Origin of the sequence: Streptomyces sp. NPDC051636 (assembly GCF_044453765.1) — a bacterium.
Taxonomy (GTDB): domain Bacteria; phylum Actinomycetota; class Actinomycetes; order Streptomycetales; family Streptomycetaceae; genus Streptomyces.
On the sequence record NZ_JBITDA010000002.1, the window covers coordinates 413,298 to 429,453 of the forward strand.

Consider the following 16,156-nt stretch of genomic DNA (forward strand, 5'->3'; position numbering starts at 1 on the left):
AGGGAAACACGATGGCACTGCTCGACCTGCAGACCATGGAATCCGACGAGCACAACGGCGGCGGCGGCGCGAGCACCGCGAGCCTGCTCTCCTGCGTCTCGGCGGCGAGCGTCCTGCTCTGTCTCTGACGGACAGCGCACGCCCACGGCTCCGGGCGGCCCTCTCCCACGGAAGGGAGGCCCGCCCGGGGCTTCACCTCTCACGTCACCTTCGATGCGAGGCACGCAGCCGATGACGACCCGCGCCGACGACGACCCGGTGGCCGCCTCGGCCCGCACCCTGCTGCGCGCGGCGACCCGGCACGGCGGGGCCCGCTGCGCCGCCCTGTGCGCGGTGAGCACGGCCACCACCGCCGCCGGTCTGCTTCTTCCGGCCGCACTGGGCCGGACCCTCGACCTGCTGATGACGCACGGTCCGGCGGCCCGCTGGGTGTGGTGCTGCGCGGGGCTGCTGCTGTTGCTCGCCGTCCTGGACGGGTGCGCGAACGTCCTCGCCGGCACCGTCGACGCGGGGGCGACGGCGTGGCTGCGGCGGCGGTTCGCCGGGCACGTGCTGGCGCTCGGCCCGCGCGCCACCGACCGTTTCGGCTCCGGCGATCTCGTCGCCCGGCTGGTCGGCGGCGCCGCGCAGGCCGGGACGGCGCCCGGCGCCCTCGCCGCGCTGCTCGCCGCGCTCGCCGGGCCCATGGGGGGCGTGGTGGCGCTCGGCCTCATCGACTGGCGGCTGGCCGCCGTGCTGCTCCTGGGCGCGCCCCTGCTCGCCCTCCTGCTGCGCGCCTTCGCCCGCGACACCTCGCAGTGCGTGGCGGACTACCAGCGGGTGCAGGGCGGCATCGCGGCGGCCCTCGCGGAGGCGGTCGGCGGCTCCCGCACCATCCGGGCGGCCGGCACCGAGGACCGGGAGACCGCACGGATCCTGCGGCCACTGCCCGAACTGTCACGTGCCGGGCACCGCATGTGGCGGGTGCAGGGGCGGGCCGCCGCGCAGGCCGTGGCCGTGGCGCCGCTGCTCCAGCTGGGTGTCGTCGCCGTCGCCGGGTTCCTGCTCACCCGGCACCGGCTGTCCGTGGGCGAGGTGCTCGCCGCCTCCCGGTACGCCGTCCTCGCGGGCGGCGTGGGCGTGCTGGTCGGCCGGGTCGCCGCGCTGTCCCGGGCCCGGGCGGCGGCACAGCGGCTGGGCGAGGTGCTGGCCGAGGCCGCGCCCGCGCCCGGCACGCGGCGCCTCCCGCCCGGCCCCGGACACCTCCGGCTGCGCGGCGTCACCGTCCGGCGCGGCGGACGCACCGTGCTCGACGGCGTCGACCTGGACGTCCCCGGCGGCACGACACTCGCCGTGGTCGGCCGCTCCGGCGCGGGCAAGTCCCTGCTCGCCGCCCTCGCCGGCCGGCTGGCCGACCCGGACGCCGGAGAGATCCTGCTCGACGGCGTACCGCTGCCCGACGTCACCCACGACGACCTGCGCGCGGCGATCTCGTACGCCTTCGAACGCCCAGCCCTGCTGGGCCCGGCCATCGAGGACACCATCGCGCTCGGCCTCCCCTCCCCCGCCCCCGGCCACGTCCGAGCCGCCGCCCGCCGGGCCCGCGCCGACGCCTTCGTCCGCCGCCTGCCGCACGGCTACGCCACGCGGTGCGCCGACGCCCCCCACTCCGGCGGCGAGTCCCAGCGCCTCGGCCTCGCCCGCGCCTTCGCCCACGGCGGCCGGCTGCTGATCCTGGACGACGCCCTCTCCAGCCTCGACACGGTCACCGAACACCACATCACCGAGGCCCTCATGAGCGACGACACCCACCCCACCCGCCTGCTCGTGGCCCACCGGGCGACAACGGCCGCCCGCGCCGACGCGGTGGCCTGGCTGGACGGGGGGCGAGTACGCGCGGTCGGGCCGCACGCACGGCTGTGGGAGGACCCGGCGTACCGGGCGGTGTTCGGGGCGGAGGAGGGAGCACGGTGAGGGGCCGGACAGCGCAGGTGCGGGGATTCCTGCGGGCGCGGTGGCGGGTGCTCGCGCGGCTCGGCGGCTGGTCGGTGCTGGAGGCCGGGCAGACCTTCCTCGTCGGGTACGCGCTCGCGCGGGCCCTGGACGCGGGGTTCCTGGCCGGCCGGGCCCGGGGCGGGCTGCTGTGGCTCGCGGTGGCCGGGGTGGGGACCGTCGCCGGGGCGTTCGGGACCGGGCGGGTGTACGGGGCCGTCGCCGCGTTGGTCGAGCCGGTGCGGGACCGGCTCGTGGAACGGGTGGTCGCGCGCGGGGTGCGGGAGGCGGACGGCGGGGCGCTGTCCGGGCTCACCCAGCAGGTGGAGATCGCGCGGGACACGCTCGCGGGCCTGGTGATGGTCTCGCGCTCGTTCCTCTTCACCACCGCGGGCGCCCTCATCGGTCTCTTCTCGCTCGCCCCGCGGCTCCTGCTGGTCGTCGTGCCGCCGTTGCTCGCCGGAGTGGCCCTGTTCGCGGCGACGCTGCGCCCGCTGGCCCGGCGGCAGGAGGCGTTCCTCGTCGCCGACGAGGCCCTTGCGGAGGAGTGGGGCACCGTGTGCCCGGGGCTGCGCGACGTCACGGCGGCCGGCGCGGAGGCCCAGGTCGGCGCCGGCCTGGGCTCCCGTGTCGACGCGGAACTGCGGGCCGCCCGCTCCCTGGCCCGCTTCGGCGTCCTGCGGGTGGCGTCCCTGGCGCTCGGCGGACAACTGCCTCTCGTCCTCCTTCTCGCCACCGCTCCCTGGCTCCTCGCCCATGGCGTCACCCCCGGCGCCCTGGTCGGCGCCCTCGCCTACGTCACCCAGTCCCTCCTCCCCGCCCTCCAGAACCTCGTCCACGGCCTCGGCACCAGTGGCTCCCGCCTCACGGTGGTCCTGCGGCGCCTGGTCCCTCCGGGGGAGGCGGGGGGCCGGCGCAGGCTCGTGCCACCCGCCCAGCCCGGCACCGCGGACACGCGGCCCGGGAGGAAGGCCCCGGGTCCCCCGTCCCCCGCCGCCCTCACCCTCACCTCCGTCACCTTCGCCTACGGCCCCGCCAGCGAACCCGTCCTGGACGGCCTGGACCTCGTCGTGCCGGACGGCGGGCACCTCGCCGTCGTGGGGCCGAGCGGAATCGGGAAGTCGACGCTCACCGCTGTGGCCGCCGGGCTGCTGGTACCCGCCAGTGGGGTGGTCCGGGTGTACGGGCACCCCGTACCGGGCACGGAGGCGGCTGCCCGCCGGGTGCTGATTCCGCAGGAGGCGTACGTCCACACCGGCACCCTCGCCGAGAACCTGGGGTACTTCCGTGCGGACCCGGTACCGGAGGAGGAGCTCCTGGCCGCCGCCGGAGCCGTCGGGCTCACCCCGCTGCTGGAAACCCTGGGCGGGCCGCGGGCGCGGGTGGAGCCGGCGGCGCTGTCCGCGGGCGAGCGGCAGCTGATCGCGCTGACCCGGGCCTATCTGTCGCGGGCGCCGCTCGCGCTGCTGGACGAGGCGACCTGCCACCTCGACCCGGAGGCGGAGGCGCGCGCGGAGCGGGCCTTCGCCGAGCGGCCGGGCGGCACCCTGGTGGTCGTCGCCCACCGCATCAGCTCGGCGCGCCGCGCGGACCGCGTCCTGGTGATGGACGGCCGGCGCACCGAGTGCGGCACGCACCACGAGCTGCTGCGAACCTCCCCGCTGTACCGGGACCTCGTCGGCGGCTGGACCCCCCGCTTCGGCCGCCGGGCCGTCACAGCCAGCCCTCCCCCTGTGAGATGCGGATCGCGTCGATGCGGTTGCGGGCCCCGGTTTTGCGGGTGATCGCCGCCATGTAGTTGCGCACGGTCCCGTGGGACAGGTGCAGGCTTCCCGCGATCTCCGCGATGGACGCTCCCCCGGCCGCCAGCGAGAGCACGCTCAGCTCGCGCCGCGTCAGGGGCATCTGCGCGGCCTTGAGGAAACCGAACCCGAGCGAGTCGTCGACGAAACGTTCCCCCTCGGCGACACGCCGGATCGCGCGCACGAGTCTGTCCGGCGAGCCCTCCTTGTCGACGTAGCCGAGCGCCCCCGCCTCAACGGCCCGTCTCAGCAGCCCGGGCCGGTTCGCGGCGGCCAGCACGAGCAGCCTCGGGGACGGGGAGCCGGCGCCCAGCGGGCGCAGGTCGCCGAGCGGCGGCACGCCGTGACTGTCCGCGCACTCCAGGTCCGCCGCGCAGACGTCCGGCCGTAAGGACCGCATCCGGGCGGCCGCGCCGCGCCACGGCGTGTCGTACACGCGCAGATCGGGTTCCCGGCGCAGCCACTCCGCCAGGACCGATCGCACCAGACACGCGTCGTGCACCAGAAGTACTCCGATCACTGCCGCCCCCTCAGCTCGCCGTACTTCGTCCAGGTGTTGATCGCGTGCCCCATTGTTGGCGGCCGTGACCGCTCGTGGGCGCGAAGAACCGGCCATCAGGGTGCGCGGGGGCGCACACGCGGCGCCCGTACACCGCCCCGCGCAACGACTGTGGGGGCATGGCCGGAGGCGAACGGGGTAGGCGGAGCGGTCCGCCGCGCGGGCGCCCCCGCCTCGCCGGGGAGGCTCGCCGTGCGCCGGGCGCCGCGAGGAGGGAGCCTTGACCCGGGGATGCGACGCGCGGCCGTACGAGGAGGTGGTCGGCGTGTCGGACGGGCAGACGTCCGGGCAGGCGCCCGCCGCCGCCAAGGCGCAGGCCGGACAGCCGGTGCTGTCGGTGGCGCTGGCCGCGATGATGGACGAGGTCCACGCGCACTCCGGAGCGGTGTACCTGCTGGCGCCCGACCAGCCGGTGCTGGAGATGGCCGTGATGGCGGGGCTGCCCCGGGCGTTCGCGGCGCCCTGGGAGCGGGTGGGGCTGAGCGCGCCGATCCCGGTCGCGGAGGCGGTGCGCGAGCGGCGGCTGGTCTGGGTGGGCGGCGAGGAGGACATGGCGCGCCGCTATCCGCGCATCGCGGTGGTGCTGCCCCACCCCTTCGCGCTGGCGGCCCTACCGGTGGCGACCGCGAACGCCGCGTACGGCGCGGTGTTCGTCACCTGGCCCGGCTCGCATCCGCCGGAGCTGTCCGAGTGGGAGCGGGAGCACCTGACGGCGGCCTGCGACCGGCTGGCGACGCGCCTGGAGCGGGCCGCGCGGCACAACCGCCCGCCGCACGCCGAACCCGACCTGCTGGCGGCGCCGCCGCTGACGGGCGTGGCCGGCACGCTGGGCACGGCCGAGGCGGCGCGGATGGTGGGCCGGCTGCCGTACGGGCTGGTCTCGCTCGATCTGCACGGCCGGGTGGCCTTCGCCAACGAGGCGGCCGGCGACCTGCTCGGCAAGCCGGTCGGCGACCTGCTCGGCACCCGGCCGTGGGCGTCGCTGCCCTGGCTGAACGACCCGATGTACGAGGACCGGTACCGGGCCGCGCTGATCAGCCAGCACGTGACGTCGTTCGTCGCGCTGCGCCCGCCGGGTACCTGGCTGTCGTTCCGGCTGTACCCGAGCACAACCGGCCTGAGCGTGCGGATCAGCCGGGCGCGGGCGGTGGCGGAGATGGCGCGCGGGGAGCCGGGGCCCGACGACGAGGGCCCGTCCCGGCTGGTGACCATCTCCATGGTGCTGAGCCTGGCCGGTGCGCTGACCGAGGCGGTGGGCGTGCAGGACGTCGTGCAGCTGGTCGCGGACGAGATCGCCCCGGCGGTGGGCAGTCAGGCTCTGGTGATGCTCGGCTCGCAGGGCGGCCGGCTGCACGTGCTGGGGCACCGCGGGTATCCGGACCCGCACGTCGTGGAACGGTTCGACGGGCTGCCGCTGGGCGAGCGGACGCCGGGTACGCAGGCCCTGAACAGCGGGGTGCCCGGGTTCTTCGACTCCCGGGAGCAGTTGGAGCGCCTGTATCCGAACCGGCACGAGACCCCCGACGGCTTCGCGGCCTGGGCGTACCTGCCGCTGATCGCCTCCGGGCGGCCGGTCGGCATCTGTGTGCTCGCCTACGCCGAACCGCACGTCTTCCCCGCGGAGGAGCGGGCCGTGCTGACGAGCCTGGGCGGACTGATCGCGCAGGCCCTGGAGCGGGCGCAGCTGTACGACGCCAAGCACCGGCTGGCGCACGGCCTGCAGCAGGCACTGCTGCCGCACACGCTGGCAGTGCTGCCGGGCCTGGAGGCCGCCGCGCGCTATGTGCCCGCGACCCGGGGCATGGACATCGGCGGCGACTTCTACGACCTGGTGCCCGCGCGTCCGCTGCCGGCGGCGGTGATCGGGGACGTCCAGGGGCACAACGTGACCGCGGCCGGGCTGATGGGGCAGATCCGCACCGGAGTGCGCGCGTACACGACCGTCGGGCAGCCGCCGCAGGAGGTCATGCGCAGCACCAACCGGCTACTCATCGACCTCGGCGCCGACCTGTTCGCGAGCTGCCTGTACCTGCGGCTCGATCCGGCGCACGGCCGGGCCGTGATGTCCCGCGCGGGTCATCCGCCGCCGCTGCTCAGACGCCCGGACGGGCGGGTGCGCGTGCTGGACCTGGCCGGGGGCCCGCTGCTGGGCATCGACGCGTCGGCGACGTATCCGACCACGCAGGTCTCCCTCGCCCCCGGCTCGGTCCTCGTCCTCTACACCGACGGCCTCATCGAGTCACCCGGCGTCGACATCGAGGACGCCCTCGCCGACCTCGGCGCCCTGCTCACCGACACCGGGGACCTGCCCCTGGAGCAACTGGCCGACGAGCTCGTCCGGCACAACGCGACCGCGCGGGAGCGGGTCGACGACGTGGCGGTCCTGCTGCTGCGGGCACGGCCGGACGACTGAGCGGATACGACGACGCGGCCCGGCCCTCCCGCCGGAGGGCCGGGCCGTCCACCGTCGGCCGGAACCGCTGGGTGGGGCCGATCAGTGGGTCTCGGTGAGGGACGAGCCGTCGTTGGCGCCGGTGCCGGACTGGTCGCCGGTGCCGGACTGGTCGCCGGCCGTCGCGGACGGGTCGCCGGCCGTCGCGGACGGGTCGGCGGCCGTCGCGGACGGGTCGGCGGTGGCGCCGGACTCGTCGCCGGTACCGGACTGGTCACCGGTGCCGGTCTCGTCGCCCGCGGACGCGGACGGGTCGGCGCTGCCGCCCACCTCGTCACCGCCCGCCTGGTCGCCCGCGCCGGCACCGGCACCGGAATCACCGAGCGTGGCGCCGGTGGCCTGGAGGGCGGTGGTGACCGGCTGGAAGAAGGTCTCGCCGCCATTGGTGCAGTCACCGCTGCCGCCGGAGGTGAGGCCGACCGCGCCGCCGTCCTGGGTGAACAGGGAGCCGCCGCTGTCGCCGGCCTCGGCGCAGACATTCGTCTGGATCAGGCCGGTGACGGTGTCGACGCCGTTGGGGTCGGTCTCGCTCTGGAAGTTGACGGTCGCGTCCAGGCCGGTCACCTGGCCATCGTGCAGACCGGTGGTGGAGCCCATCCGGAAGACGGTCTCACCGACCGTGGCGTCCGCGGCCTGGGTGATCTGGACGGTCTGGCCGTTGCCGACGTTGACCTCGCTGGGCGCCTGGGTGGTGGCGTCGTTGTACTTCACGAGCGAGAAGTCGCCCTCGCCGGGGAAGGTGGCCTGGTCGACGGTGGCGATCGGGTCCCCGGTCTCGGAGTCGGACCAGTCCTTGGCCGCGACACCGCAGTGACCGGCCGTCAGGAAGGCGGGAGAGCCGTCGGACGCGGTGACGTTGAAGCCGAGGGAGCAGCGGACGGTGCCGTTCGCCACCTGGGAGAAGATGGCGTCGCCGCCCGACACGAACGTCTTGAAGGTGCCCGCGGACTTCTTGATGGTCGCCATGTCCGAGCCGAGGCCCTTGACGGTGGACTCCAGCCGGTTCCACTTGGCGCCGGTGACCGTGCTGTCGGCGGTGACCAGGATCTTGTCCGTCTTCGGGTCGACGGCCCAGGACGTGCCCGGGATGGTCGCCTTGTTCTTCAACGTCTTCGCCGCGGCCTTGAGTTCGGCCGTGCTGTTCTCGACCTGGCGGACGACGGCGCCCGCCTTCTTCGCCTGGACGATCACGTTGTCGTCGCCGCTGACCACGTTGACGACGAGCTGCTTGCTGCCGCTGTCGTAGTAGGAACCGGCGAACGCGTCGCCGAGCACGCTCTGCAACTGCGAAGCGAGATCCGAGGCGTCCGACGCCTTCAGGGTCTTGGGGGTGACGGAGGCGTCGCCCGCCGCGCCGTCCTGGGAGGCGTTCGCGTTCGGCAGCAGAAGTGCCGCCGCTCCGAGCGCCGCAACACCGCCCACCGCTATCGCGGCCTTGCGCTTCGGCATTCGCTTGTGACTCAAACTTCTCGACCTCCTGGGGACGGGGGCTCTGCCGCTGTGGGGCAGTGGATCGTGGGCGCCTGGTTGGCAGTTGGTACGCACGGGTCGAGCCGTGTGTTCAATTCCGTTTGCGGGCAACCTTTGCGCGACGGTGAATCGGCCAGTCACGGCCGGGTTCCGCGTGTCGCCGGGCGGGGACGGGAACAATCCCCCATATGACGATGACCACCGTCGAAGCCGACAAGATCCTCTCCGCCCACTTCGCGCCCTGGGTACTGGAACTCCAGCTGGCGGTCGAGGCCGTGGGCGAGGACCGTGCGGTCCTGCGTCTGCCCTGGTCGGACCGGCTGTCACGGGAGGGCGGCGGCCTGTCGGGACAGGCGCTGATGGCCGCGGCCGACACGGCGACGGTGATCGCGGTGTCCGCGGCGCGCGGCGCCTTCGTCCCGATGACGACGGTCCAGCAGTCGACATCCTTCCAGCGGGCGGTGACCGGTTCGGATGTCCTGATCGAAGCGGTGCTGACCAAGCTGGGCCGCCGGATGGCGTTCGCCGACGTCACGATGGCCGACGCGGCTTCGGGTGAACTCGCCGCCCGCGCGAGCACGGTGTACGCGCTTCTGGGCTGAACACGCGCAGCGACTGATGAACAACGGTCCGTTCACAACAGTGAGGCGGAATCCCCGCTTCAGGGAATCTGCACATCGACCGCCCGAGCAAGTCACGGCATCCGGGGGATCTGCACAAGCGCGCGCCCTCCGTCATGCCATTGGCGCGGAGTGCCGGATTCGCCACGACGGGAGCAAGGGCCTGCACGCGCCGATGCCGCGCGGCATGTGAAGGAGTCACCGACAAGACGTGCGCACGCCTGCACCGATGGAGCCGACAGGAGGTCAAGTGCGCAGACGGGGACGGTGGTTGATTGGAAGTGCGAGTCGCGTGCGTGCTTTGATCCATCGCACCGCGGGGCCGCCAAGGGCCTCCGGAGACGGGCGCCCGGCGCCTGCGGTCGCGGCCGTCCATCTGTCCCCAGAGGGGGCCGCTCTGCCCTTGTGAAACACCCATATGAAGGGAAGTTCCACCATGAACTCCACCCCCCAGGTTCAGACCGCCGAGATCTCCGACGCCGAGCTCGACAGCGTCTCCGGCGGCCTTTCCGTGAACGCCCTGAACAGCGCCACCGGTGCCCTGAACGGCATCGCCCCGGTTTCCGGCCTGGTCGACACGGTCGTCGGCACCGTCGAGGGTGTCACCGGCCTGAACACGCAGCCGGTCACCAACCTGGTCGCCGGTCTCTGATCGCACCTCGTTGCCGCTGAGTCCCGGAGCCGGATCCCGGCTCCGGGACTCGCGGATGCCCCTTTTTCAGGCTCGGTTCGCCTCCGGGGTGCCAAAGCCGGTGTCGACCGCGACCGTGCTCAGCCCTTGGGGCCTTCGCGCTCGCGCCCTCGACGCGCCCCTTCGGCTCACTCGCCGGGCCGGCCGTCAGTTGTCCGCAAGGTGAGGGAAAGTCCCGTGCAGTTCCGCCAACAGGCCCTCGCCAAGCTCCAGTCGCCGGAAGAGCTGGACCTTCCGGTGCGCCTGGCCCGTCCCCAGGGCTGGCTCGCGCTGTCCGTCTCGGTGGTCGCCATGGCCGCCGCATCCGTCTGGGCGGTGACCGGCTCGGTCGCCTCCACCGTCAGCGCGCCCGCGATCCTCACGCACGCCGAGGGCAGTTACGTGCTGCAGAGCCCGGTCGCCGGCCAGGTCACCGCCGTCCTGGCCGAACAGGGCGAACGGCTCCCGGCCAACTCCCCCGTCCTGAAGGTGCGTACCGGCCAGGGCGATTCCGTCGTCCGCACGGTCGCCGCAGGCCGCGTCACCGCGCTCGCGGCCACCATCGGGCAGATCATCCGGACCGGCGCGAACGTCGCCGCGGTGGAGAAGGTCGCCCACGCCTCGGACCCGCTGTACGCGACGGTGTACGTCCCCGCCGAGAACGCCGCCTCGATCCCCGCGCACGCCCCCGTCGACCTGACCGTGTCGTCGGTGTCCACGCAGGAGTACGGGATCCTGCGCGGCCACGTGAAGTCGGTGGACCGCACCGCGCAGTCCGCCCAGTCGATCGCCGCGTTCCTCGGGGACAGCCAGCTGGGCGAGCAGTTCACCAAGAAGGGACGGCCGGTGGCCGTGCTCGTCGAACTGGACACGTCCTCGGGTACGAAGAGCGGCTACCGGTGGAGCTCCGCAGAGGGGCCGCCGTACCGGCTCGACTCCATGACCCTGGCCACGGGTTCGATCCGGCTGGCCGACCAGCGTCCCGTCGATTGGCTGCTCCCGTGACCACCGCCCAGGAAACCCGCGGCAGACGCCGGGCCGCCCCGCCCCGGCGCACGGTCCCCAAGGCACGGGGCAGCGCCGTCCGCACCCCCACCGTGCTCCAGATGGAGGCCGTCGAGTGCGGCGCCGCCTCCCTCGCCATGGTCCTCGGCCACTACGGCCGCCACGTCCCCCTGGAGGAGCTGCGCATCGCCTGCGGCGTCTCCCGGGACGGCTCACGCGCCAGCAACCTGCTGAAGGCGGCCCGCAGTTACGGCCTGACGGCCAAGGGCATGCAGATGGACCTGGCCGCCCTCGCCGGGGTGCGGGCACCGGCCATCCTCTTCTGGGAGTTCAACCACTACGTCGTCTACGACGGCATGGGCCGCCGCTTCGGCCGCCGCGGGGTGTACGTCAACGACCCCGCCAAGGGCCGCCGCTTCGTGCCCATGGAGGAGTTCGACGGCAGCTTCACCGGGGTCGTCCTGGTCATGGAGCCGGGCGACGGCTTCAAGAAGGGCGGACGCCGGCCCGGCGTCCTCGGCGCCATGCCCGCCCGGCTGCGCGGCACGGCCGGCACGCTGCCCGCCGCGGTGCTGGCCAGCCTGCTGCTGGTGGCGGTCGGCGCGGCGGTGCCCGCGCTGAGCCGGACCTACATCGACACGTTCCTGATCGGCGGTCGGACCTCGCTGCTGGGCGTGCTGTTCGCGTCGATGGGCGCGTGCGTACTGCTCACGGTGGTGCTGACCTGGCTGCAACAGGCCAACCTGCTGCACGGCCGCATCGTCTCCTCCACCCTCTCCAGCGCCCGCTTCCTGCGCCATCTGCTGCGGCTGCCGGTGACCTTCTTCGCCCAGCGCAGCCCGGCCGACCTGGTGCAGCGCCTGCAGTCCAACGACCAGGTGGCCGAGACCCTGGCCCGCGACCTCGCGGCGGCCGGCGTGGACGCGGTGGTGGTCGTGCTGTACGCGGTACTGCTGTACACCTACGACCCGCAGCTGACGTTCGTCGGCATCGGCGTGGCACTGTTCAACGTGGTGGCGATGCGGTTCGTCGTACGACTGCGCGCGACGCGTACGGCGAAGCTCCGGGCGGACACCGCACGGCTGACCAACACCTCCTACACCGGCCTCCAGTTGATCGAGACGATGAAGGCGACCGGCGGCGAGGACGGCTACTTCCGCAAGTGGGCCGGCCAGCACGCCACCACGCTGGAGGAACAGCAGCGGCTCGGCGTGCCGAGCGCCTGGCTCGGCGTGGTCGCCCCGACGCTCGCCACCCTGAACAGCGCGCTCATCCTGTGGATCGGCGGCATGCGGGCGGTCGAGGGCCACATCTCCGTCGGTCTGCTGGTCGCCTTCCAGGCGCTGGTCACCCGCTTCACCGCCCCGCTGACCCGGCTCAACGGCGTCGCGGGCCGCATCCAGGACTTCGCCGCCGACGTGGCCCGCCTGAAGGACGTGGAGAACTTCCGGGCCGACCCCCTCTACGCCCGCCCGGGCGCCGGTGACTCGACGCGGCGCCTGCAGGGGCACGTCGAGCTGGAGAACATCGCCTTCGGCTACAGCCCCCTCGACAAACCGCTGCTCACCGGCTTCGACCTGACCGTCGGTCCCGGCCGGCAGGTCGCGCTGGTCGGCGGCTCGGGCAGCGGCAAGTCGACCGTCTCCCGGCTGATCTCCGGCCTGTACACGCCCTGGGAGGGCGTGATCCGCATCGACGGGCAGCGTCTGGAGGACATCCCGCGCGGCGCGCTCGCGGCCTCCGTCTCCTTCGTCGACCAGGACGTCTTCCTCTTCGAGGGCTCGGTCCGTGACAACGTGGCCCTGTGGGACCCGTCGATCCCGGACGACGCCGTGGTGGAGGCCCTGCGGGACGCCGCCCTGTACGACGTGGTCATGCGCCGCCCCGGCGGCGTCCACAGCAGGGTCGAGCAGGACGGCCGCAACTTCTCCGGCGGGCAGCGGCAACGCCTGGAGATCGCACGGGCGTTGGTCCGGCGCCCCAGCATCCTCGTCCTGGACGAGGTGACCAGCGCGCTGGACGCGGAGACCGAGCAGGTCGTGATGGACAACCTGCGCCGGCGCGGCTGCGCCTGCGTGGTGATCGCCCACCGGCTGAGCACCGTGCGCGACAGCGACGAGATCGTCGTGCTCCAGCACGGCACGATCGTGGAACGCGGGCGGCACGCCGAACTGGTGGCGCGCGGCGGCGCGTACGCCGCGCTGGTCAGGGAGCGGTGAGATGAGAGCCGTGGACGACCTCGTACTGGGCGCGTTCGGCACGCTGGGCACGCCGATCGACTGCGCCGGCCTGAACCGGCTGGACCTGGAGGACCCGCAGGTACTGTGGCTGGTCGCGGCGGGCGCCGTGGACCTGTTCGCGGTGGACGCCGTGCAGCAGGGCCACTGGCACCACCTCGGCCGCCTGGAGGCGGGCTCGCTGCTGCTCGGCCCCGTCGCCGGACCGCAGCACACCCTGGTCGCCCGCCCGCTCAGGGACTGCGTGGTCCACCGCATCGGACTGCGTGAGCTCTACCAGCCCGCCCACACCCAGACCTGGTCGTACGACGAGTACGGCAACCCCCAGTACCTGCCGCCGACGTCCAGCCCGCTGGAGTACGCGCTCGCGCTCGGTGTCGGCCGCAGCCAGTCCGTCCTCTTCCAGGCACCGATGGCCGGCGACCCGGCTTCCGAAGACGGGAGTGCCCCCGCGCGAGCCGATTCGAGCGTGGGGGGCGACGAGGACGTCTTCTGGATGCAGGTGCCGCCGGGCAGCGTGCAGTACGGGTCGCTCTACGGAGCCGAGGCCGCCGCCGACCTGCTGATGGACCCGGCCGTGTGGCAGAGCATGGTCGACCAGCAGTACCGGCTGCTGACCACCCTCGACCGCTGGATCGAGCAGCTGGAGCGCACCCACGAGACGCGGACGGCGGCCGGGATCAAGGCCGGTGAGGCGGTCCGCGCGCAGGCCGACCGGACCCTGCTGGCGTCCATCGGCAAGGCGTCGGCCAAGCGCACCACGGCCGCCGACGCCGACGCGACCTACGCGGCCTGCAAGCTGGTCGCCCGGGCGGCCGGGATCACCCTCGCCGAGCCCGCGCAGAGCGGCACCGGAGGCGACCGCCTCGACCCGGTCGAGCGGGTGGCCCTCGCCTCCCGGGTGCGCACCAGGGCCGTACGCCTGGACGGCCGCTGGTGGCGGGAGAACGTCGGCCCGCTGGTGGGCCACCGGGCCCTGTCGGGGGCGCCGGTGGCGCTGCTGTGGCGGCGCGGCGGCTATGTGGCCGTGCATCCGGCGACCGGGCGGGAGACGCCGATCGAGCGGGCCAACGCGGAGGAGTTCGAGCCGCGCGCGGTGATGTTCTACCGCCCGCTGCCCGAGCGCCGCCTCGGCCCGCTCGGCCTGCTCCGGTTCAGCACGCGCGGCACACGCGGTGACCTGGTGAACCTGCTGCTGGCCGGGCTGGTGACGGTGGCGATCGGCGCGCTGGTGCCGATCGCGACCGGCAAGGTGCTCGGCGAGTACGTGCCGAAGGCGCAGGAAGGGCTGATCGTGCAGGTCTGCCTGGCGGTGATGGTCAGCAGTGTGGTGGCGGCGGCCTTCATGCTGCTTGAGAACCTGACCGTCCTGCGCCTCGAGGGCCGTATCGAGGCGACGCTCCAACCGGCCGTCTGGGACCGGCTGCTGCGCCTGCCGACGAAGTTCTTCACCCAGCGCTCGACCGGCGAACTGGCCAGCGCGGCCATGGGCATCAGCGCGATCCGCCGGCTTCTCGCGGGCGTCGGCCCGGTGGTCGCCCAGTCGGTGACCGTCGGCGCGATGAACCTGGGCCTGCTGTTCTGGTACAGCGTGCCCATGGCGATGGCGGCGATCGGCATGCTCGTGGTCATCGGCGCGGTGTTCCTGGGGCTCGGGCTGTGGCAGGTGCGCTGGCAGCGGCGCCTGGTGGCGCTCGGCAACAAGCTGAACAACCAGGCGTTCCAGACCCTGCGCGGCCTGCCGAAGCTGCGGGTGGCGGCGGCCGAGAACTACGCGTACGCGGCCTGGGCGGGCGAGTTCGCGCGCAGCCGGGAGCTGCAGCAGAAGGTGGGCCGCATCAAGAACCTCACCACGGTGCTGGGATCGGTGTACCTGCCGGTGTGCACCCTGCTGATGTTCATGCTGCTCGCGGGCCCGGCGAGGGGCGCGATGTCGGCGGCGGCCTTCCTCACCTTCAACACCTCGGTGACCATGCTGCTCACCTCGGTCACCCAGCTGACCGGATCCTTCGTCTCGGCGGTGGCCGCGCTGCCGCTGTTCGAGGAGATCAAGCCGGTCCTCGAGGCGACCCCCGAGGTGCGGGCCGCGAGCACCCGGCCCGGGCCGCTGTCCGGGGCCGTCGAGGCCCGCCGGCTGTCCTTCCGGTACGCCGACGACGGCCCGCTGGTCCTGGACGACGTGTCGTTCGAGGTCGGGGCCGGCGAGTTCGTGGCGATCGTCGGCCCCAGCGGCTGCGGCAAGTCCACCCTTCTGAGGCTGCTGATCGGCTTCGACAAACCGGTCTCCGGGAGCGTCCTGTACGACGGCCAGGACCTGGCCGCCCTCGACCAGTCGGCCGTGCGGCGCCAGTGCGGGGTGGTGCTCCAGCACGCCCAGCCGTTCACCGGCTCGATCCTGGACGTCATCTGCGGCACCGAGCCGTACACGCCGGAGGAGGCGATGGCGGCGGCGGAGATGGCCGGGCTCGCCGAGGACATCCAGCGGATGCCGATGGGCCTTCACACGATCGTCTCTGGCAGCGGCGCGATCTCCGGCGGACAGCGGCAGCGGCTGATGATCGCCCAGGCCCTGATCCGCCGCCCGCGCATCCTGTTCTTCGACGAGGCGACCAGCGCCCTGGACAACGACACCCAGCGCACGGTCATCGAGAGCACCCGCATGCTGAACGCCACCCGCATCGTCATCGCCCATCGCCTGTCCACGGTGCTGGACGCGGACCGGGTCATCGTGATGGAGGACGGCAAGGTGGCCCAGCAGGGGCCGCCCGCCGAGCTGCTCGCGGACACCGGCGGCCGACTGCACGAGCTGGTGCGGCGGCAGCTGGCGTGAGAGGTCAGTCGAGGCCCGGCACGGGGGCGCCGCAGGGGACTCCGGCCTCGACGTAGCCGTCGTAGAAGTCCTTCCAGAGCACGCTCGCCCCGGCGTGCGGCCCCGCCGGCCGCTCGCCGCGCGCCTTCGCGTCCAGCGCGGCCAGGCAGACCTCCCAGCCGGCGGCGTTGCGGGCGGCGGTGTTCTCGGCGGCAAGGACGTCGGTGAGGGTGAGGCGGGTGCGGCGGTCGCCGGCTTCCTCCAGGTCGAAGCGCAGTTCGTCACCGCCCCACTCCAGGGACAGGTGCCGGGGCGGGTCCACGGCGATGACACGGCCCGTGGACGGCGGCATGTTCGGATCGCCACTGAACCCGATCATGCCGCCTGGGCGCAGCTCGATGTCCGCGCGGGACGGAAACCACTGGGCGAGTTCGCCCGCGTCGGTGACGAAGCGCCAGACGCGGTCGACCGGGTGGTCGTAGGTGCGGCCGAAGCGGACGGCGGGCCGGCCGTCGTCCGTCGTCAGGTGGATACCGGTGAGTGCGGCGGCCATGGTGATCA

At 73.7% G+C, this 16,156-nt stretch carries 12 protein-coding genes; 9 read left to right on the top strand and 3 right to left on the bottom strand.

Annotated features, from left to right (window positions below; translation table 11 throughout):
- Positions 1 to 11 precede the first annotated feature (11 nt).
- The 3 genes from ACIBBH_RS05550 (at position 12) to ACIBBH_RS05560 (ending at position 3,755) form a co-directional block, all read left to right on the top strand.
- Complete coding sequence (locus ACIBBH_RS05550; protein ID WP_399402191.1) at positions 12 to 128, top strand: SapB/AmfS family lanthipeptide; 117 nt, start codon at positions 12 to 14, stop codon at positions 126 to 128.
- A gap of 103 nt (positions 129 to 231) precedes the next feature.
- Positions 232 to 1,953 (top strand): ABC transporter transmembrane domain-containing protein, encoded by a 1,722-nt coding sequence (locus ACIBBH_RS05555; protein WP_399402710.1) that lies wholly within the window; start codon positions 232 to 234, stop codon positions 1,951 to 1,953.
- Positions 1,950 to 3,755, top strand: a complete 1,806-nt coding sequence (locus ACIBBH_RS05560) for an ATP-binding cassette domain-containing protein (RefSeq protein ID WP_399402193.1) — start codon at positions 1,950 to 1,952, stop codon at positions 3,753 to 3,755. The genes ACIBBH_RS05555 and ACIBBH_RS05560 overlap by 4 nt, the downstream gene beginning before the upstream one ends.
- Here ACIBBH_RS05560 and ACIBBH_RS05565 read toward each other — a convergent pair.
- On the bottom strand, positions 3,685 to 4,293 hold the full coding sequence (locus tag ACIBBH_RS05565; RefSeq protein ID WP_399402195.1) for a LuxR C-terminal-related transcriptional regulator: 609 nt from the start codon (positions 4,291 to 4,293) through the stop codon (positions 3,685 to 3,687). The genes ACIBBH_RS05560 and ACIBBH_RS05565 overlap by 71 nt on opposite strands.
- A 295-nt stretch (positions 4,294 to 4,588) precedes the next feature.
- On the opposite strand from ACIBBH_RS05565, the gene ACIBBH_RS05570 reads away from it, so the two are divergent.
- Complete coding sequence (locus ACIBBH_RS05570; RefSeq protein ID WP_399402712.1) at positions 4,589 to 6,745, top strand: SpoIIE family protein phosphatase; 2,157 nt, start codon at positions 4,589 to 4,591, stop codon at positions 6,743 to 6,745.
- Positions 6,746 to 6,826: 81 nt separating this feature from the next.
- Here the strand turns inward: ACIBBH_RS05570 and ACIBBH_RS05575 are convergent, their stop codons facing one another.
- On the bottom strand, positions 6,827 to 8,248 hold the full coding sequence (locus ACIBBH_RS05575) for a S1 family peptidase (protein ID WP_399402197.1): 1,422 nt from the start codon (positions 8,246 to 8,248) through the stop codon (positions 6,827 to 6,829).
- Between the two features lie 194 nt (positions 8,249 to 8,442).
- Between ACIBBH_RS05575 and ACIBBH_RS05580 the strand changes: the two genes are divergently transcribed.
- The 5 genes from ACIBBH_RS05580 to ACIBBH_RS05600 all read left to right on the top strand — a co-directional run bounded on the left by ACIBBH_RS05580 (position 8,443) and on the right by ACIBBH_RS05600 (position 15,616).
- A complete protein-coding gene (locus ACIBBH_RS05580; RefSeq protein ID WP_399402199.1) occupies positions 8,443 to 8,856 on the top strand; it encodes a PaaI family thioesterase in 414 nt (137 codons plus the stop codon).
- Between the two features lie 454 nt (positions 8,857 to 9,310).
- The gene (locus ACIBBH_RS05585) at positions 9,311 to 9,526 is read left to right on the top strand and encodes a type A2 lantipeptide (protein WP_399402201.1); all 216 of its coding nucleotides are present in this window, start codon (positions 9,311 to 9,313) and stop codon (positions 9,524 to 9,526) included.
- Between the two features lie 216 nt (positions 9,527 to 9,742).
- Entirely contained in the window at positions 9,743 to 10,549 is an 807-nt protein-coding gene (locus tag ACIBBH_RS05590) for an HlyD family efflux transporter periplasmic adaptor subunit (RefSeq protein WP_399402203.1), read from the top strand.
- The gene (locus ACIBBH_RS05595; RefSeq protein ID WP_399402205.1) at positions 10,546 to 12,768 is read left to right on the top strand and encodes an NHLP family bacteriocin export ABC transporter peptidase/permease/ATPase subunit; all 2,223 of its coding nucleotides are present in this window, start codon (positions 10,546 to 10,548) and stop codon (positions 12,766 to 12,768) included. The genes ACIBBH_RS05590 and ACIBBH_RS05595 overlap by 4 nt, the downstream gene beginning before the upstream one ends.
- A 1-nt stretch (position 12,769) precedes the next feature.
- Entirely contained in the window at positions 12,770 to 15,616 is a 2,847-nt protein-coding gene (locus ACIBBH_RS05600) for an NHLP bacteriocin export ABC transporter permease/ATPase subunit (protein ID WP_399402207.1), read from the top strand.
- A 4-nt stretch (positions 15,617 to 15,620) separates the two neighbouring features.
- On the opposite strand, the gene ACIBBH_RS05605 is transcribed toward ACIBBH_RS05600, so the two are convergent.
- Entirely contained in the window at positions 15,621 to 16,148 is a 528-nt protein-coding gene (locus ACIBBH_RS05605) for an SRPBCC family protein (RefSeq protein ID WP_399402209.1), read from the bottom strand.
- Positions 16,149 to 16,156: the final 8 nt, after the last annotated feature.